18 protein-coding genes are annotated in these 16,393 nt (G+C 73.2%); 11 read left to right on the top strand and 7 right to left on the bottom strand.

Features of this window, described 5'->3' with window-relative positions; all coding sequences use genetic code 11:
- Positions 1 to 285, bottom strand: a complete 285-nt coding sequence (locus tag ACIP67_RS28475; protein WP_401695864.1) for a SelT/SelW/SelH family protein — start codon at positions 283 to 285, stop codon at positions 1 to 3.
- A 44-nt stretch (positions 286 to 329) separates the two neighbouring features.
- Positions 330 to 1,244, bottom strand: a complete 915-nt coding sequence (locus ACIP67_RS28470) for a HipA family kinase (RefSeq protein ID WP_401695710.1) — start codon at positions 1,242 to 1,244, stop codon at positions 330 to 332.
- A gap of 225 nt (positions 1,245 to 1,469) precedes the next feature.
- Between ACIP67_RS28470 and ACIP67_RS28465 the strand changes: the two genes are divergently transcribed.
- Positions 1,470 to 1,952 (top strand): SPW repeat protein, encoded by a 483-nt coding sequence (locus ACIP67_RS28465; protein WP_401695709.1) that lies wholly within the window; start codon positions 1,470 to 1,472, stop codon positions 1,950 to 1,952.
- A gap of 114 nt (positions 1,953 to 2,066) precedes the next feature.
- Positions 2,067 to 2,909 (top strand): MBL fold metallo-hydrolase, encoded by an 843-nt coding sequence (locus ACIP67_RS28460; protein ID WP_401695708.1) that lies wholly within the window; start codon positions 2,067 to 2,069, stop codon positions 2,907 to 2,909.
- Between the two features lie 250 nt (positions 2,910 to 3,159).
- Here the strand turns inward: ACIP67_RS28460 and ACIP67_RS28455 are convergent, their stop codons facing one another.
- The gene (locus ACIP67_RS28455; protein WP_401695707.1) at positions 3,160 to 4,737 is read right to left on the bottom strand and encodes an IucA/IucC family protein; all 1,578 of its coding nucleotides are present in this window, start codon (positions 4,735 to 4,737) and stop codon (positions 3,160 to 3,162) included.
- A gap of 73 nt (positions 4,738 to 4,810) precedes the next feature.
- On the opposite strand from ACIP67_RS28455, the gene ACIP67_RS28450 reads away from it, so the two are divergent.
- The 3 genes from ACIP67_RS28450 to ACIP67_RS28440 are packed head-to-tail and all read left to right on the top strand — an operon-like array spanning position 4,811 to position 8,691.
- Positions 4,811 to 6,514: an IucA/IucC family protein gene (locus tag ACIP67_RS28450; protein WP_401695706.1), complete on the top strand. Its 1,704-nt coding sequence runs from the start codon at positions 4,811 to 4,813 to the stop codon at positions 6,512 to 6,514.
- Positions 6,515 to 6,568: 54 nt separating this feature from the next.
- A complete protein-coding gene (locus ACIP67_RS28445) occupies positions 6,569 to 7,831 on the top strand; it encodes a VWA domain-containing protein (RefSeq protein WP_401695705.1) in 1,263 nt (420 codons plus the stop codon).
- On the top strand, positions 7,831 to 8,691 hold the full coding sequence (locus ACIP67_RS28440) for a hypothetical protein (protein WP_401695704.1): 861 nt from the start codon (positions 7,831 to 7,833) through the stop codon (positions 8,689 to 8,691). Before ACIP67_RS28445 ends, ACIP67_RS28440 begins: the two co-directional genes overlap by 1 nt.
- Before the next feature lie 113 nt (positions 8,692 to 8,804).
- Here the strand turns inward: ACIP67_RS28440 and ACIP67_RS28435 are convergent, their stop codons facing one another.
- Positions 8,805 to 9,437 carry a winged helix-turn-helix transcriptional regulator gene (locus ACIP67_RS28435; RefSeq protein WP_401695703.1) on the bottom strand — a complete coding sequence of 211 codons (633 nt, stop codon included), beginning with the start codon at positions 9,435 to 9,437 and terminating at the stop codon, positions 8,805 to 8,807.
- Positions 9,438 to 9,518: 81 nt separating this feature from the next.
- Here ACIP67_RS28435 and ACIP67_RS28430 point away from each other — a divergent pair, with 81 nt between their 5' ends.
- Positions 9,519 to 10,727 carry a pyridoxal phosphate-dependent aminotransferase gene (locus ACIP67_RS28430; RefSeq protein WP_401695702.1) on the top strand — a complete coding sequence of 403 codons (1,209 nt, stop codon included), beginning with the start codon at positions 9,519 to 9,521 and terminating at the stop codon, positions 10,725 to 10,727.
- Positions 10,728 to 10,792: 65 nt separating this feature from the next.
- Here ACIP67_RS28430 and ACIP67_RS28425 read toward each other — a convergent pair whose 3' ends face one another.
- Complete coding sequence (locus ACIP67_RS28425; RefSeq protein WP_401695701.1) at positions 10,793 to 11,239, bottom strand: ATP-binding protein; 447 nt, start codon at positions 11,237 to 11,239, stop codon at positions 10,793 to 10,795.
- A 157-nt stretch (positions 11,240 to 11,396) separates the two neighbouring features.
- Between ACIP67_RS28425 and ACIP67_RS28420 the strand changes: the two genes are divergently transcribed.
- Genes ACIP67_RS28420 through ACIP67_RS28400 form a run of 5 tightly spaced genes read left to right on the top strand, consistent with a single transcriptional unit; the run spans position 11,397 to position 14,300 of the window.
- Entirely contained in the window at positions 11,397 to 12,248 is an 852-nt protein-coding gene (locus tag ACIP67_RS28420; protein WP_401695700.1) for a helix-turn-helix transcriptional regulator, read from the top strand.
- Positions 12,245 to 12,442 carry a DUF397 domain-containing protein gene (locus ACIP67_RS28415; RefSeq protein WP_401695699.1) on the top strand — a complete coding sequence of 66 codons (198 nt, stop codon included), beginning with the start codon at positions 12,245 to 12,247 and terminating at the stop codon, positions 12,440 to 12,442. Before ACIP67_RS28420 ends, ACIP67_RS28415 begins: the two co-directional genes overlap by 4 nt.
- Before the next feature lie 27 nt (positions 12,443 to 12,469).
- Entirely contained in the window at positions 12,470 to 13,069 is a 600-nt protein-coding gene (locus ACIP67_RS28410; RefSeq protein ID WP_401695698.1) for a histidine phosphatase family protein, read from the top strand.
- 46 nt (positions 13,070 to 13,115) lie between these two features.
- The gene (locus tag ACIP67_RS28405; RefSeq protein ID WP_401695697.1) at positions 13,116 to 13,817 is read left to right on the top strand and encodes a hypothetical protein; all 702 of its coding nucleotides are present in this window, start codon (positions 13,116 to 13,118) and stop codon (positions 13,815 to 13,817) included.
- A 60-nt stretch (positions 13,818 to 13,877) separates the two neighbouring features.
- Positions 13,878 to 14,300 carry an acyl-CoA thioesterase gene (locus tag ACIP67_RS28400; RefSeq protein WP_401695696.1) on the top strand — a complete coding sequence of 141 codons (423 nt, stop codon included), beginning with the start codon at positions 13,878 to 13,880 and terminating at the stop codon, positions 14,298 to 14,300.
- Here the strand turns inward: ACIP67_RS28400 and ACIP67_RS28395 are convergent.
- Positions 14,260 to 15,687 carry a sensor histidine kinase gene (locus tag ACIP67_RS28395; protein WP_401695695.1) on the bottom strand — a complete coding sequence of 476 codons (1,428 nt, stop codon included), beginning with the start codon at positions 15,685 to 15,687 and terminating at the stop codon, positions 14,260 to 14,262. The two genes, ACIP67_RS28400 and ACIP67_RS28395, sit on opposite strands and share 41 nt — an antisense overlap.
- Positions 15,684 to 16,340, bottom strand: a complete 657-nt coding sequence (locus tag ACIP67_RS28390; RefSeq protein WP_401695694.1) for a response regulator transcription factor — start codon at positions 16,338 to 16,340, stop codon at positions 15,684 to 15,686. The genes ACIP67_RS28395 and ACIP67_RS28390 overlap by 4 nt, the downstream gene beginning before the upstream one ends.
- Positions 16,341 to 16,393 lie beyond the last annotated feature (53 nt).

The following is a 16,393-nucleotide window of genomic DNA, read 5'->3' as shown; positions in this document are numbered from 1 at the left end:
TCAAAGAGCCGGCGTGTCCGAGTGGCCCAGGGACTTCCCCGGGGCCACTCGGTCGCGTACGGCCCGCTTGACGGCCGTCGGCTCCGGGAAGCCCTGCTCGCGGCGGTCCCACACCACCTCGTCGTTCACCCGCACCACGAAGACCCCGCCCGTGCCCGGCCGGAGCGCCAGCTCCGTCAGCTCGGCCTCGAAGGTCGTCAGCAGCTCCTGCGCCAGCCAGGCGGCCCGGGGCAGCCAGCGGCACTGCGTGCAGTACTCGATCTCGACCCGCTGTGCGTCCGTCATCCCGTCCTGCATCCCGTCCGTCATCACGTCCGTCATCACGTCCGTCATCCCAGGTGCACCGACCAATCCTGTTCCGCCGCCGGCTTGCCGTGCAGGTCCGGGACCCGCTTCAGCCAGTCCGGGCGGCCCTGCTGGGTCCGTGCCGCCCGGAGGGCCTCCTCGGCGGCGAGTTCCTCCCGGGCGGGGAAGTCGGTGGGGAGCCAGGCCGCGGAGGCCCGCACGCGCGCGTGGAGGTGGTCCACGTACACCGCGCGGACGTCGTCCGGCGTCGTGAAGCCCTCCTCGACGGTCAGCCAGGCGTCCGGGACCTCGGCCGCGATGTCCCGCAGCAGGTCCCGGGTCACCTTCGGCGCCAGCTCGGCGTCGGCCGCCCGCACGTCGGGGGCGTAGTGGCCGAGGGCGTGGTGGCGGAAGTCGTAGGCCTTGGCGGGGTCGGCGCCGTCCCAGCGGTGGTGGAAGACGAGCGCGGCACCGTGGTCGATCAGCCACAGGCGCGGCGGAACGGTGCCCAGTGTCGGCCAGACCATCAGGTTGGAGCTGTGGACGGTGCGGTCGACGTTCACCGTGAGGGCGTCCAGCCAGACGATCCGGCCCGCCTCCAGCGGGTCCACCCGGAAGTGCCGGGCGACCTCCGGGGTGAAGTCCCGGGCACCCGGCAGGTGGTCCATGCCGAGGTTGACGCCCGCGCTCGCCCGGTGCAGCTGGCGCACCTCCTGGTGCGGCTCCTCCTCGGCGATCGCCGGGTCGAAGCGCACCAGCACCAGCTCGGGGAAGCGCAGCCCCAGCGCCCGCGCCAGCCCGCCCACGATCACCTCGGCGACCAGCGCCTTGCGGCCCTGCGCGGAACCGGTGAACTTCACGACGTACGTGCCGAGGTCGTCGGCCTCGACCAGGGCGGGCACGGAACCGCCGGAGCGCAGGGGCTCGACATAGCGGGTCGCGGTGACCTCTCTCAGCATATTCCAAGGCCCCAAGGCTCGATAACCTGAAGTGAGCATAGTAAGCGGGCGTGACCGCCGGGGACGAGTGTCCGAGCCATCACACCGGCGCCCCACGGACTCCCCCGTCGGCACAGCCGGCGGCACCGTCAGCACATCCATCCGAAATGTACCGATTCGCCACCGTTCGATGGGTACTCGGTCCTCCGGTATGTACAGAGTGTGCATCTGAAGCAGGAGGTCGTCATGACCGACCAGACCCGCTCCACCATGGAGTCGCACCCGGACATCGTGGAAATGCGGCAGCGCCACGCCCTCGCCGAACAGATGGCGACGACCCAGCAGGGACAGGCCCTCGAGGCACTGGCCATGCTCTGCGGCCTGTACCTGGCCGCGTCTCCCTGGATCGCGGGCTTCAGCGGTTTCAGCACCCTGGCCGTGAACAACCTGATCACGGGCATCGCCTACGCACTGCTGCTGAGTGGCTTCGGCCACGCCTATGAGCGGACACACGCACGCGCCTGGACAGCGGCCCTTCTCGGTGTCTGGACCATCGTCGCGCCGTGGGTGGTGGCCGGGAACGTCGACACCACGCGCACCATCGTCAACAACGTCATCGTCGGCATCATCGCACTGCTGCTGGCCCTGGCGGCCAGTGCCGCGGCGAGCCGGACCGACAGGAGCGGTGACACGAGCGGTCGGAGCCGCTCCGCTCGGATGACTCGCTGACGCGGGGGCCGGTTGCGGTGGACGAACGGGCCGGCGCCGGGCCGCGTGCCGACCGCGATGCGTCGCGCCGGCCCGTCGTCCTGAACGCTTGCACCCCGTAGGGCAAGGACCACCATGGCTGCCTTCGACGACGATGTGCTCGACCTGTACTTCATCGGCACCGCGACCGTGCTGCTGCGGTACGGCGAACTGACCTTGCTCACCGACCCCAATTTCCTGCACCGCGGCGAGCGCGCCCACCTGGGATACGGGCTGACGAGCAGGCGCCTGACCGAGCCGGCCCTTCGCGAGACGGAACTTCCGGCGCTGGACGCCGTGGTCCTCTCCCACCTGCACGGTGATCACTGGGACCGCAGGGCCAGGCGCGGCCTGGACCGTTCGGTGCCGATCGTCACCACCCGGCACGCCGCCCGCCACCTGCGCACCTGTCAGGGTTTCGACCGTGCCGGCGGCCTGCGGACCTGGGAGAGCTGCACGATGCGCAACGGCCGCTCACAGGTCCGGATCACGGCGCTGCCCGGGATGCACTCACTGCATCCTGTGCTGCGCAGGCTGCTGCCGCCGGTGATGGGCAGCATGCTGGAGTTCGGTCGTCCCGACGGGCCGGTCGGCCTGCGCTTGTACCTCTCGGGCGACACGCTTGTGTACGACGGGCTGGACGAGATCGCCCGGCGTTCGCCCCGCGCCGACCTGGCCGTGCTCCACCTGGGAGGCACCCGGCTTCCTGGCGGCTTCGTCGTCACCATGAACGGCGCTCAGGGCGCCGAACTCACTCGCCGCCTCGACTGCCACCGTGCGCTGCCGGTCCACTACGACGACTACTCCGTCTTCCGCTCGCCGCTCGATGACTTCCTCGCCGAAGCCGACCGGCTCGGGCTGCGGGAGCGGCTGGTCCGCTGCGGCCGCGGGCAGCACGCGCGCGTGGCGCCCCGGGGCGACCGGCCCACGGTGCGCTGACATCACGTGCGGGTCCTCGGTGCGGGCAGGGACCCCGCCACCTGTCCGGTCGGCGACATCGCCCGGCGCGAGGCCGTTCACGCGCCGGCCCGGTGCGCGGACGTCCGGTACGGACGGGGGACGACGGCGGGCGTCGGCCGGGCAGACGGCGGGCAGCGCGGGCCACGGCCGACAGGTGGCGGGTGGCGAGTGGCGGGTGACGGGTGACGGGTGACGCTCCTCGTTCCGATGCCGAGGGGAGTGGTTCGGCTCATGCGCCGGCCAGGGGGTTCGGCAGGGGCAGGTAGCGGGCGTCGGCGCCGTCCGCGTCCGTCCAGCGCAGCAGGAGGTTCGTCTTGCCGGGCAGGGTGGGTGCCGTGAGCAGGGCGTGGACCTCGGGAAGGTCGTGCCGGGCCAGTTCGCGGCGGGCGGCGGGCCAGGGGTCGAGGCCCGGGTGCCGTTCGGCGAGGACGGCCGCGATCTCGGTGAGGTGGTTGACGACCAGGCAGTACACGAGCCGCTCCCAGCCCGCGGCGCGGGGCACGTCCGCCGGCAGCTTGACGCCCTCGGCGTCCCGGAACAGGGCCTGCACCGGCAGGCCGGCGGCGTCCACCGCGACCAGGGTGTTCTGGAGGTGGGCCTCGAGGACGACGCCGTGGCCGGCGAAGGCGGCCAGCGCCGGGGGGACGACCGCGGCGAGATACGCCTCCCACCAGGCCGACGGGTCCGCCCCGACGACCGGCAGGCCGTCGGGTGAGCCGCCGGGGCGGCCGGCGCTCGGCCCCTCCACGAGGCTCGCCGCGAGCAGGGGGGTCGCGCCGGGCAGGACGTGGTCGCGCAGGCCGTCGCGGACCAGGACGGCCAGTTCCTCGAAGGCGAACGCGGCGGTGCGGTAGCCGCGGTCGCTCAGCCAGGCCGCCGGGCCGCCGAGGGCCGCGAAGGCCGCCGTGACGGCCGCGTCGGTCCGCCGCAGCTTCAGCAGGTCGTGGCGCCACAGCCGGCGGATGTCGTTGGTGATGCGCACGTCGAGGCTGAACTTCAGGAACAGGTCCTGTCCGGGTGCGTACAGCGTGCGCACGGCGGCCGTCGGCCACGCCTGGGGCCCGGTGGCACCGAGCCGGACCAGACGGCCGTCGGCGAAGGCGGGCGCGAGGGCGGGGGCGGTGAGGTCGAGCTGCCAAGGGTGGGCGGGCAGCAGCCGGTAGCCGGGCGGGGCCTCGCCGAGGGCGTCGAGCGCGGAGGTGTCCCCCTCCTCGACGACCTGGTCCTCACGCAGACCGAGGAGGGCGAGCGGGAAGCGGGCGTGCGCCTCGGGGGCGTACGGCAGCCAGTCGGCGGCCGGGCCGGCGCCGCGCGCCTTGGGTGCGGGGTGGTGGGGGTGGCCGGTGACGAGGGACTGTTCGGACCGCAGGTAGGGGTCGGCGGGCGGGACGGCCCGCGCGCGTGCCGTGAGCAGGGCGGCCACCGCGTCCCGGCTGGCGAGCATCTCGGCGGGGAGCTCGTCGTTGGCGAGTCCGGTGTGCCGGCGCAGTTCCTCGGCGACCAGGGCGACGAGGGCAGTGTGGTCGAGGCGGTGCCAGGCGCCGGCCGCGTACACCTCGGGTTCGGCGGGGCGGCGGGTGCCGAGGACGCGCAGCGTACGGCCGGAGGGCAGCCGGTGCGCGAACCGTCCGTCACGCTCCGACAGCGGCTCGGCCACCTCGCGCAGCAGGCAGTTCAGCAGCGGCGCGGCCGCGTGGGCGTCGGCGAGGGCTTCCGGGCCCCGGGGCGCGGTGCGGTCGGCCGGCGCCACGGTCTCGACGGGCGGGGGGATGAGGTCCACGCGTTGTACTCGTTCCCTACGGTTCATGCGGGCGGAGACGTTCAGTATCGCTGTCGTCGCGGCCCGCCCCGACGTCCTACTCGTACCCGAGGAGACCCCTGTGCACCATCCCCCCACCGCGGACGCCGAGTTGGGCGCCGAGCTCGCCGCCGTGCGCCCCGCGCTCGGACCGCGGTTCGCGGCCGCGCTGCCGGGCGCCCGCGCGGCCGTGCTGACCCGCCTGTGGCGGGCGCTCGCGCATGAGCCACTGCCCTGGATCGCCCGCCGCGAACAGGTCCGGGAGGGCCTCGTCCTGCACCTGGCCGACGGCCGCCGGCTGCACGGCCCGCACCCCGACCCGTACACGACGGCCGCGTACGTGACGGTCGTTCACCTGGCCGGCGCGGGGCACGGACGGGGGGTCGCTCACGACGATCCGGCGCGCCTGATGGGCGACCTCGCGGTGCCGCACGGCAGTGGCTTCGCGGCCGAACTCGGTTACAGCGCGGCGTCGTTGGCACTGTCACGGGCGGCACAGGGGGCGTCGGCCCCTCACTCGATGGAGTGGACCTCCCACACCACCGGGTCGACCGCGGAGACCGCCGGGGCGACCGCGGACACCCCCCGATCGACCGCGGACAGGACCGGGTCGACCGCGGGCACCACGGCCCGGACCTCGCACACCACCGACTGGACCGCGCACACCGCCGACTGGACCGCGCACACCGCCGGATCGGCCCTGCACGACTGGGAGTGGGAGCAGCGGGTCGTCGACGGGCATCCGTACCACCCCAACTGCCGGGCCCGGCCGGGCTTCTCGGTGGCCGAGCAGCTGGCGTACGCGCCGGAGCACCGGCCGTCCTCGGTACGGCTGGGGCTGCTGCCGGTGCCGGCCGGTGAGTGCCTGGTGTCGGGGGTGTGGCCGTCCTCGCTGCGGGACGGTGGGCGGCTGGTGATCCCGGTGCACCCGTGGCAGGCGCAGCACGTGCTCAAGCGGTCGTCGCCGGAGGGACTCGCGGCGCATCCGCTGATGTCGCTGCGGACGCTCGCGCTGCCGGACGGGCCGCATGTGAAGACCGCGTTGAGCACCCGGCTGACGTCCTCGGTACGGGACATCTCCATCGGCTCGATCACCGCCTCCGCGGCCCTGTCGGAGTTCGGCGAGGAACTCGCGGAGCGCACCGACGGGCTGCTGCACGTCACCCGCACGCTGGGCGCGGTCACCGCCCACTCCCCCGACCTCGCGGCCGTACTGCGCGAGCCGCCGGCCGCGTACGCGGGGCCGGGCGAGCACGTCGTGCCGGTCGCCGCCCTCACCACCACACGCCTGGCGGCGTCGCCCGACTGGTCGGCGCGGTTCGCCGCGCTCGCGCTCACCGTGGGGCTGCGGCTGCTGGAGATGGGCGTGGCACTGGAGGCGCACGGGCAGAACCTGCTGGTCGTACTGTCGGCGTCGGGTGAGCCGCTGCGGCTGGTCTACCGGGATCTCGCCGACATCCGCGTCAGCCCGGCCCGGCTGGCCCGCCACGGGCTGCCGGCGCGGGACCTGCCGGAACGGATCCTCACGGACGACGTGGCGGCGCTGCGGCGCAAGCTGTTCGGCTCGCTGGTGGCGGGCGCGCTGGCGGGCACGGCCGGCGGCCGGGACGCGCTGCGGGCGATGCTGGAGACGGCGGTGCGGGAGGTGCCGTCCACACCGGACCTCGGCGCGCTGTGCGGGGAGCCGCTGCCGGTGAAGGCGCTCACGCTGATGCGGCTGTCGCCGGGGGTGGCCGGCGACCGGTGGACGCTGCTGCCCAACCCGCTGGTTCATGGTCAGGGTTGACGCGGGGCGGTCCCCGTTTTGTGGGCGGACACCTCTGATCAATAGGATCCGCCGATGATCAGAACACAACGGCTGGCGGCGGGCGTGGGCGCCCTGCTCGCCGCGCTCGCGGCCGGGATCGCGTTCCCGGCCGGGGCGGTCGCCGACGAGACCACAGCGGGCGCGCCGAAGGTAGACCTGGTTCTCGACGTCAGTGGTTCGATGCGGACCAAGGACATCGACGGCGGGACGCGGATGGCCGCGGCCAAGCAGGCGTTCAACGAGGTGCTGGACGCGACCCCCGAGGAGGTCCAGCTCGGCATCCGCACGCTGGGCGCCAACTACCCCGGCGACGACCAGAAGACGGGCTGCAAGGACACCGCGCAGCTCTACCCGGTCGGCCCGCTGGACCGTACCGAGGCCAAGACGGCGGTGGCGACCCTGTCCCCCACCGGCTGGACGCCGATCGGCCCCGCGCTGCTGAAGGCGGCCGACGACCTCGACGGCGGCACCGGCTCCAAGCGCATCGTGCTGATCAGTGACGGCGAGGACACCTGCGCGCCGCTCGACCCGTGCGAGGTGGCCCGCGAGATCGCGGCCAAGGGCATCGGCCTGACCATCGACACCCTGGGCCTGGTGCCCAACACCAAGATGCGGCAGCAGCTCAGCTGCATCGCCGAGGCGACCGGCGGCACCTACACCTCGGTCGAGCACACCGACGAACTCACCGACAAGGTCAACCAGTTGGTGGACCGGGCGGCCGACCCCGTGGTGACCCCGGTCGCCACGCAGGGCGCGGACTCCTGCGCGAAGGCGCCGACGCTGGAGTCGGGTCTGTACACCGACCGCGAGGAGTTCGGCCAGGAGCGCTGGTACCGGGTGGAGGTCGAGCCGGGCCAGGAGGTGCGCGCCTCGGTGAGCGTGTCGGCGGACCGGACCGTGAACCCCGACTACGGGGTGCTGCTGCGGGCCGTCACGACGCACGGCCGGGAGATCGTGCGCGGCGAGGCGGCGGGCAACGGCCGTACGGACGTGATCTCGACCGGCCTGCGCCATCCGACGGCGGAGAGCGACGAGGACGACGCGCCGGCCGAGACGGTGTGCCTCCAGGTGACCAACTCGTTCTCGGCCGGAGCGGGCGTGAAGACCACCCCCGGCCTGCCGCTGGAGCTGACCGTGGACGTCGTCGACGGCCCGTCGCAGGCAGACGACGTGGCCTCCTTCGGCCTGGGCCGCGGCTGGTGGCTGCTCGGCGCACTGATCCTGACCGGCTTCGTCGCCGGTCTGCTGTGGGGCTGGCTGTCGCGCTGGCGTGTCGCGGTGTGGAGGACCAACTGATGCGGATCACACGGGTGCGGATGACACGGGTGCGGATGACGCGGGTGCGGATGACACGGGTGCTGAGCACCGCACTGCTGGCGCTGGGGCTGGGGCTGGGGCCGGCCGCGGTTCCGGCCGCCGCCGACTCCACCCCCTCGGCGAGCCCGTCCGACGACACCTCCGCGCCGACCTCGGCCGGTACGTCGTTCCGTACGGCGACGGAGGTCGAGCAGGGGCAGACCGCCACCGCGAGCGCCTCCACCGGCGACTACCTGTACTGGTCGTTCCCCGCGGACGCGGGACAGCGCCCCACCGTGCGGGCGACGGTGAAACTGCCGGACGAGCACGTCGCCCAGACCTGGCAGATCGACGTGTACGACGGTCTGCGGCGCCGCCAGGCCTGCCAGTACGGCGCCCAGACGCGCACCGCCGCCCAGGGCGCGTCGTCCGTCGAGGTGGCCTGCGTATTGCGCACGGTCCGCGCCTGGTCGGAGGAGTGGGCGAACGACCCGCTGCCGGGCACGTACTACGTCCGTCTCACGGCCGTCGGCCTGAAGGCGGCCGACCTGGGGCTGCCGGTGAGCGCCGAACTGCGGGTGGACTCCAAGGACATCGGCGGGTCGGCGGCGGTGGACGGCCGGCTGGCCGAGCCGCTGGTGCCGGGCATCGCGGTGACCTCGGCGGCGCAGGAGGACGACGACTCCGACTCCGCCGTGCTGTCGAGCCTCGAACCGGACGACGGCTGGTCGTCCGGCTGGTGGTCGGACCGCTGGGTGTGGACAGCGGTGGGCGGCGTGCTGGCGGCGCTCGCCGGCATCGGCGGCTACGCGCTCACCCGCGGGTCGGGCCGCCCGGCCAGGGTGCCGCCAGGCGCCTGACACCCTCTTCGAAGCACCTGACGCCCCTCCGGAAGGCCCACCGCGACACCCGCGGTGGGCCTTCCGCCCGTCCGGCCCGCACCACCGGTCACACACCATCGAGCCCCGCTCGCCTACCCCTCCCGCAGCGCCTTCGCCAGGGTGCCGTCGCCGTCCACGGCGATCCGCCCGTCGCGCACCGCGTCGAGCAGCCGCACCTCGCCCCGCGCCAGCGCCGTGCAGGTCTCCCCGTCCAGGGTGAGCCGGGCGTCGGGCTCCCCGGGCGCGGGCCCGTCGCCGTACACGGACCCCTCCTCGGCGCCGACGCGAAGATGGAAGTCCCCCTCCTCCAACCGGACGTCGACGACCCCCGCCCCTGCCCCCTCCAGCGCGCGCAGCAGGGGCAGCGCGAACCAGTGGGCGCGGACGGCGTCGGTGGGCCGCCGCTCCCCCAGCTCCGCCTGCCCCCACACCCCGAGCGCCTGGAGCACGGGCAGCAACTCGCGCCCACGCCCGGTGAGTTCGTACACGTAGGCCGCACCGGGCGGCGGCAGCCGGCGCCGGCCGGCGAGCCCGTCGCGCTCCATGTCCTTCAGCCGTGAGGCGAGTACGTCCGTGCTCACGCCCGGCAGGTCGGCGTGCAGGTCCGTGTAGCGGCGCGGGCCGGCGAGCAGCTCCCGGACGATCAGCAGGGTCCAGCGGTCGCCGACGACGTCGAGCGCGCGGGCGGCGGAACAGTACTGGTCGTAGCTTCGGCGAGGTGACATGCGACGCAGTCTAGACATGTCATTGGACTTTCCAAGCTGGAACTTGGTAAAACCAAGCAACACCAGATACCGGAGGGGCGCATGGAGTTCCGGCAGTCGAACAAGCTCAGCGAGGTCTGTTACGAGATCCGCGGCCCGGTGATCGAGCACGCCAACGCGCTGGAGGAGGCGGGCCACAGCGTGCTCCGCCTGAACACCGGCAACCCCGCGCTCTTCGGCTTCGAGGCGCCGGAGGAGATCATCCAGGACATGATCCGGATGCTTCCGCAGGCGCACGGCTACACCGACTCCCGCGGCATCCTCTCCGCCCGCCGGGCGGTCGCCCAGCGCTACCAGACCCGCGGCCTGGAGGTCGACGTCGACGACGTCTTCCTCGGCAACGGCGTCTCGGAACTGGTCTCCATGGCCGTCCAGGCACTGGTGGAGGACGGCGACGAGATCCTGATCCCCGCCCCCGATTTCCCCCTCTGGACGGCGGTGACCACGCTCGCCGGCGGCAAGGCGGTCCACTACCTCTGCGACGAACAGGCCGACTGGTACCCGGATCTGGACGACATGGCCTCGAAGATCACCGACCGCACCAAGGCCGTCGTGATCATCAACCCGAACAACCCCACGGGCGCCGTCTACCCGAAGGAGATCGTCGAGGGCATCCTCGACCTCGCCCGCCGGCACGGCCTGATGGTCCTCGCCGACGAGATCTACGACCAGATCCTCTACGACGACGCCGTGCACCACTCGGCCGCCGCGCTCGCCCCCGACCTGGTGGTCCTGACCTTCTGCGGCCTGTCGAAGACGTACCGGGTGGCGGGCTTCCGCTCGGGCTGGCTGGTCGTCACGGGCCCCAAGCAGCACGCCAGGGACTACCTGGAGGGCCTCACCATGCTGGCCTCCATGCGCCTGTGCCCCAACGCCCCCGCCCAGTACGCCATCCAGGCCGCCCTCGGCGGCCGCCAGTCCATCGACGAGCTGACCGCGCCGGGCGGCCGGCTGCGCGAACAGCGGGACGTCGTCTTCGAGAGGCTCAACGAGATCCCGGGCGTGTCCTGCGTGAAGCCCAAGGGCGCCCTGTACGCGTTCCCCCGCCTGGACCCGAAGGTGCACCGGATCCACGACGACGAGAGGTTCGTCCTCGACCTGCTCCTGCGCGAGAAGATCCAGGTCGTCCAGGGCACCGGCTTCAACTGGCCCGCCCCCGACCACTTCCGCATCCTCACCCTGCCGCACGCGGAGGACCTGGAGGCGGCGATCGGCCGGATCGGCCGCTTCCTGGGCGGGTACCGGCAGTAGGCGTTCTCAGCCGGTACCGGCAGCTGTCCTCGTCATGCCCGCAGGGTCACAGACGGCACCGACACTCACCCGAGCACGACCTCGCACCACACCGTCTTGGTGTACCCGTCCCCCCACGTCGCTCCCCAGTGGCTCGACAGGGCCTCGACGAGGTGGAGGCCCCGGCCGGATTCCGCGTCGGGCGCGGGTGGCCGGAGCGTTCCGGGGGTGGGCGGCCGGTGGGCGGGGCGGGCGTCCGTGACCTCGATACGGAGGGTGGCGTCCTCCGGGTGGAGCGTCAGGCGCAGCCTGAAGTCGCGGCCGTTCTCCCTGCCGTGCCGTACGGCGTTCGTCGCGAGTTCGGCGACGAGGAGCGCGACCGTGCCGTTCGCGTCCGTGGCGTGGGGCCAGCCCCAGGCGTCGAGTTGCCCGGCGGCCAGACGGCGCGCGCGGCGGGCGCCTCCGGGGGTGGCGGGGAGGTGAGCGGTGAAGTGACGGGTGGTGGGGGTGGTCTGGGCGATCTCCACATTCATGTCACTCAGCGTGCTCGCGCGACCTTACTCTGAACAGCAACGACGACGGTACGCAGCGTCACTGTCCGATCGCTGTCCGGCTCTGTCCGGACGGCGACGCGTGACGCGCCGGGCCGGCGCGGAGTTGGGGACCAACGGCACGAGGAGGTGTCCGAGGATGGGCGCGACGGGACAGGGAGACGCCGAGGAGCCGCAGGCCGGCGACGAGGAGTCGACGGCGGTACTGCGGACCGTCGGCAAGGTCATCAAGATGTGCCGGGAGCGGAAGGGGCTGACGCAGGCCGAGTTGGGCACGGCCATCCGGTACAGCGAGGAGCAGGTGTCCTCGGTGGAACGGGGACGGCGGGCGCCGAAGCCGCAGTTCCTGGAGGCGGCCGACGAGGTGCTCGGGGCGGGCGGACTGATCGCCGGTCTGCGGAAGGACGTGGAGGAGGCCCGGTACCCGAAGAAGGTGCGGGACTTGGCGAAGTTGGAGGCGCAGGCAGTTGACTTGGGTGCCTATGCCAGCCACCACATCCACGGTCTGTTGCAGACCCCGGAGTACGCGGAAGCCCTGTACGCGATGCGGCGGCCGACGTACACGGAGGACGAGATCAACCGTCACGTCGCCGCACGGATGGCACGGAAGTCCGTCTTCGAGCGCCTGCCCTCGCCGCTCCTCAGCTTCGTCCAGGAAGAGGTGACACTGCGACGGCCCCTCGGGGGCAAAATGGTGTTGCGCCAGCAGCTCGAACACCTTCTGGAGATCAGCGCACTGAGGCATGTTGAGATCCAGGTGATGCCCACGGACCGTGAGGACCACGCAGGCATGGCCGGTTCGCTGCAACTGCTGAAGCTCAGTGAGGGCAAGACGGTGGGGCATTCGGAGGCCCAGCTGCACAGCCACCTGATCAGCGACACCAGGGAGGTCCAGATCCTGGAGATGCGCTATGGAATGATCCGGGCGCAGGCTCTCACGCCCAGCGAGTCACTGGCCTTCATCGAGAAAGTCCTGGGAGAGGAAACATGACGCCCACCCCATCCGAAGCTCCATTGGAGTGGTTCAAGAGCAGCTACAGCAGCAACGACGGCCCCGAATGCGTCGAAGTCGCCTTCGTCCCCGGCACCGTCCACATACGCGACTCGAAGAACCAGCAGGGCCCCCGACTCGCGTTCGGGGCACACGAATGGGCCGCCTTCCTCTCGTACGCTTCAGGTCACTGACGTACGACGACGGCAAGAAGGACAAGCGTGGGTGACCTGTTTCTCGTCCGGCACGGAGAGACCGCCTGGTCGCGTTCCGGCCGGCACACCGGATCGACGGACGTGCCGCTGACCGAGCACGGGCGGGACGAGGCACGGCGGCTGGTGCCGCTGATCCGCTCGCACCGGATCGGGGCCGCGTTCGCCAGCCCCTCGCAGCGGGCGCGGGAGACGGCCGAGCTGATCGGGCTGCACGAGGTGCGGGTCGACCCCGATCTGCGGGAGTGGGACTACGGCGGGTACGAGGGCGTGACCACCGTGGAGATCCAGCGGGAGCGGCCGGACTGGTTCCTGTTCACGGACGGGGTCGCGCCGGGGCCGCCGGAGCACCCCGGGGAGTCGCCGGAGCAGGTCGGGGAGCGCGCCGACCGGATGCTGGCCAAGGTGGACGCGGCGCTCGCCAACACCGAGGGGTGTGTGGTGCTGGTGGCGCACGGGCACTTCCTGCGCGTCCTCACCGCGCGGTGGCTCGGGCTGCCGCCCGCCGCGGGCGCCCACTTCCAGCTCGCCACGGGGACGCTGTGCCGACTGGGCACCGAGCACGCTCGGCCGGTGATCGCCGCCTGGAATGTCAGACCCGGGTCGTAGCCTTCGAGGTGGTGGGGAGAGCCCCAGCACTGGAGGGAGTACGTTCGTGACCCGACCGCCGACCGCCGCCCAGCGGCGGGTGATCGACGCCGCCGATTCCGTCACCGGGCGGCTCAAGGGTACCGAGGCGCAGCTCGCGGCGCTGGTCGGGCGGGGGCTCGCCTTCCGGCACCCGCGCCCGCCGCACGATCACTTCCTCACGCCGGCGGGGCACCGGATACGGGAGGGGGCGGACGGGGTGTCCGCGTCCCCCGCGTCCTCTGTGCCCTCTGTGCCCTCCGCGTCCTCCGCGTCCCGACCGTTGCCGCCCGGCCCGCCCGCGCCCGCATCCCCGCCCGCGGACGCCGACGGCGTGTTCGCCGCGCGCGTCGGCGGTGAGGAGCGGCCGGACGGCGGGCCGTCGCGCGCGCGTGAGGTGCGCAGCGCCTGGCAGGGGCTGCTGGAGCTGCGCCGGATGACCAACCCGGACGGCGCCGTGGACCGGCCGTGCGGCTGGGAGCGCATGCACCTGGTGCGGGCCGCCGCGCTCGCGTTGGAGGCCGCCGGACACCGCCCCGCCGGGCCGGACGACGACGGCTACCGGGTGCGCCCGACCCCGCAGCCGGAGGCCGTCGCCGTGCACGGCCCGGACGACGCGGTCCTGCGGGGCTGCGCGGCGACCCTGGAGGAGGCGGGCTGGCAGGCGGGCGAGCACACCGACCCCCGCACCAGAGCGCGCTATGTGCTGGCTTCGCCCCGCCGGGCCTGAGGACGTGCCAGGATCGGTGGGCAGGGCATCGATACCCGTCGACGACGAGCAGGGGAAGCAGTGAGCGAGCCGTTCTCCGTCCGGGTCACCGTCCGTGGCTACGAGACCGACGTACAGGGCCACCTCAACCAGGCCGTCTACCTCAACTACGCGGAACACGCGCGCTGGTCGCTGCTCCGGGCCGCGGGCATCACCCAGGCCGGGCTGATCGGCCGGGGCATCGGACCGGTCGCCCTGGAGACGACCATCCGGTACCGGCGCGAGCTCCTCGCCGGCGACGAGGTGGACGTGACGTGCGCCTTCGCGTGGGGCGAGGGCAAGACGTTCACGATCGAGCAGACCGTCCGCAAGGCGGACGGCACGGTGGCCGCCGAGCTGACCGCGGTCGGCGGGCTGCTGGACCTGGAGAAGCGGCGGCTGGTGGCCCACCCGCGGGAGTACTTCAATGAACTGGCGTCCGATCCGAGCCTGTTCGGGCTCTGACCGGTGACACGGCGCCGGCCTCCGGATCCCTCGGCAGCGTCACCGTCACCGTCAGGCCCCCGCCCTCCCGGGAGGTGGCCGTGGCCTCCCCTCCGTGGGCCAGGGTGATCGCCCGCACGATGGACAGGCCGAGCCCGGCCCCCTTCCCGGTGACCACCCGGTCGGCGCCGAGGCGGCGGAACGGCTCGAACAGGAACGGCACCTCGTAGGGCGCGACGACCGGGCCCGTGTTGCCGACCTCCAGCTCGATCACGTCCGCACCCCGGTCCCGGGTGACGATCCGCACCCGGCCGCCGGGGCCGGTGTTGTGCCGGACGGCGTTCTCGACGAGGTTGTGCATAAGCCGCTCCAGCAGCAGCGCGTCGCCGAGCGTGGGCGCCTCGGCGCAGTCGTCCCGGACGGTGATCCCGGCCCGCGCCGCCTCCGGCGCCGTCTGGTCCACCACATGCGCCACCACGTCGGCCAGGTCCACCGGCAGCCGCTCTGCGATCTCGTGCTCCGAACGCGCCAGCAGCAGAAGACCGCTGATCAGCCGCTCGTGCCGGGTGTTGATCTCCAGCAGGTTCTCGCCGAGCTGCTTGACGTCCTCCGACGCGGTGGGGCGGTGCATGGCCACTTCGACCAGGGCACGGCCCAGGGTCAGCGGGGTGCGCAGCTCGTGCGAGGCGTTGGCCACGAAGCGGCGCTGCCCGTCGAATGAGCGGTCGAGCCGTTCGACCATCGTGTCGAAGGTGTCCGCGAGGACCTTCACCTCGTCGTCCGGACCGCGCAACGCGATGCGCTCGTGCAGCCCTCGGTCGGCCGCCGGGGCACCGGCGATACGGCGCGCCGTGTCGGTCACCCGGTGCAGCGGCGCGAGGACCCGGCCGGCGAGCACCCAGCCGAGGGCGGCCGCGGCACAGCCGACGCCCCCGAGCGCGATCCCGCCCTGGGTGAGCAGGGAGGTGGTGGCCTCCGTGCGCCAGCGGTCGCGCTGCTCCTCCATCCACTGCTCCAGGTCGGCGCCGGGTGGCGGGGCGGAGAGATTGGGACCGCCCAGGATGGTACGGGTTCCGTGCGTCGGGCCGGCCGGGGCGGCCGTCGTGCCGGGAGCCGTCGCGGGGGCGGAGGGGGCCGTGGACGACGGGGTGCCGTTGCGGCGCGCCGGGGAGTCCGTCGCACCGGTGGCGCCCGGTGGCGGCGCGCTCGCGTCCGTCCGTGACACCATCTTCGTCCCCGCGCCGCCCAGTTGCTGGTCGAGCAGCGCGTAGGTGACGCCGAGCAGCAGGACACCGCCGACGAGGAACAGCCCGCCGTAGGTGAGGGTGAGGCGGGCGCGGAGGGTCGTACGGCGAGGCAGCGGGCGCGGGCGGCGGGGGCGGCCCGCGCGGGGGCTCGGACGGCTCACGGGATGCGGTACCCCACTCCGGTCACGGTCTCCACCAGCGGCGGATCCCCGAGTTTGCGGCGCAGTTTGAGGACCGCCAGGCGGACCGCGCCGGTGAAAGGGTCGGCGTTCTCGTCCCAGGCCTTCTCCAGCAACTGCTCCGCCGAGACGGCCGCCCCCTCGGCCCGCAGCAGCTCGGCCAGCACCGCGAACTCCTTCCGCGACAGCGGGACGTAGCGGCTCCCCCGGAACACCTCACCGCGCGCCGGGTCGAGGGTGAGGCCGGCCCGGCGCAGGACCGGCGGCGCGGCGGGCCGGGAGCGGCGGCCCAGCGCCAGGACGCGGGCCGCGAGCTCCGGGAAGGCGAAGGGCTTGACGAGGTAGTCGTCCGCGCCCAGGGCGAGGCCTTCCACCCGGTCGGTGACGTCGGCCGCCGCGGTCAGCATCAGGACCCGGGAGGCGCTCTCGCCGGCCACGACCGCGCGGCAGACGTCATCGCCGTGCACGAGGGGCAGGTCCCGGTCCAGCACGACGACGTCGTAGTCGACGACGCCGACACGTTCGAGGGCCGCCGCGCCGTCGTACGCGAGGTCGACGGCGTGCGCCTGGCCGCGCAGCCACTCGGCGATCGTGTCAGCCAGCAGGGTTTCGTCCTCGACCACCAGGACCCGCATCCGGGACACCCTTTCCGTTCTCCGGGAACGCCCGCCCGGTCGGGCGAGCGGGC

The organism is Streptomyces sp. NPDC088812, assembly GCF_044750285.1.
In the GTDB taxonomy this organism is placed as follows: Bacteria; Actinomycetota; Actinomycetes; order Streptomycetales; family Streptomycetaceae; genus Streptomyces.
The sequence above is the reverse complement of the archived record's forward strand: the minus strand, read 5'-3'. Positions and strand labels throughout refer to the sequence as shown.

Excerpts from the sequence above, each read along its gene's own strand:
- ACIP67_RS28430 (WP_401695702.1), top strand. The coding sequence starts at position 9,519 with ATGGAGTTCCGGCAGTCGAACAAGCTCAGCGAGGTCTGTTACGAGATC.
- ACIP67_RS28470 (WP_401695710.1), bottom strand. The coding sequence starts at position 1,244 with ATGCTGAGAGAGGTCACCGCGACCCGCTATGTCGAGCCCCTGCGCTCC.
- ACIP67_RS28420 (WP_401695700.1), top strand. The coding sequence starts at position 11,397 with ATGGGCGCGACGGGACAGGGAGACGCCGAGGAGCCGCAGGCCGGCGAC.
- ACIP67_RS28440 (WP_401695704.1), top strand. The coding sequence starts at position 7,831 with ATGCGGATCACACGGGTGCGGATGACACGGGTGCGGATGACGCGGGTG.
- ACIP67_RS28465 (WP_401695709.1), top strand. The coding sequence starts at position 1,470 with ATGACCGACCAGACCCGCTCCACCATGGAGTCGCACCCGGACATCGTG.
- ACIP67_RS28390 (WP_401695694.1), bottom strand. The coding sequence starts at position 16,340 with ATGCGGGTCCTGGTGGTCGAGGACGAAACCCTGCTGGCTGACACGATC.
- ACIP67_RS28425 (WP_401695701.1), bottom strand. The coding sequence starts at position 11,239 with ATGAATGTGGAGATCGCCCAGACCACCCCCACCACCCGTCACTTCACC.
- ACIP67_RS28475 (WP_401695864.1), bottom strand. The coding sequence starts at position 285 with ATGACGGACGCACAGCGGGTCGAGATCGAGTACTGCACGCAGTGCCGC.
- ACIP67_RS28455 (WP_401695707.1), bottom strand. The coding sequence starts at position 4,737 with ATGAACCGTAGGGAACGAGTACAACGCGTGGACCTCATCCCCCCGCCC.
- ACIP67_RS28445 (WP_401695705.1), top strand. The coding sequence starts at position 6,569 with ATGATCAGAACACAACGGCTGGCGGCGGGCGTGGGCGCCCTGCTCGCC.
- ACIP67_RS28460 (WP_401695708.1), top strand. The coding sequence starts at position 2,067 with ATGGCTGCCTTCGACGACGATGTGCTCGACCTGTACTTCATCGGCACC.
- ACIP67_RS28415 (WP_401695699.1), top strand. The coding sequence starts at position 12,245 with ATGACGCCCACCCCATCCGAAGCTCCATTGGAGTGGTTCAAGAGCAGC.
- ACIP67_RS28435 (WP_401695703.1), bottom strand. The coding sequence starts at position 9,437 with ATGTCACCTCGCCGAAGCTACGACCAGTACTGTTCCGCCGCCCGCGCG.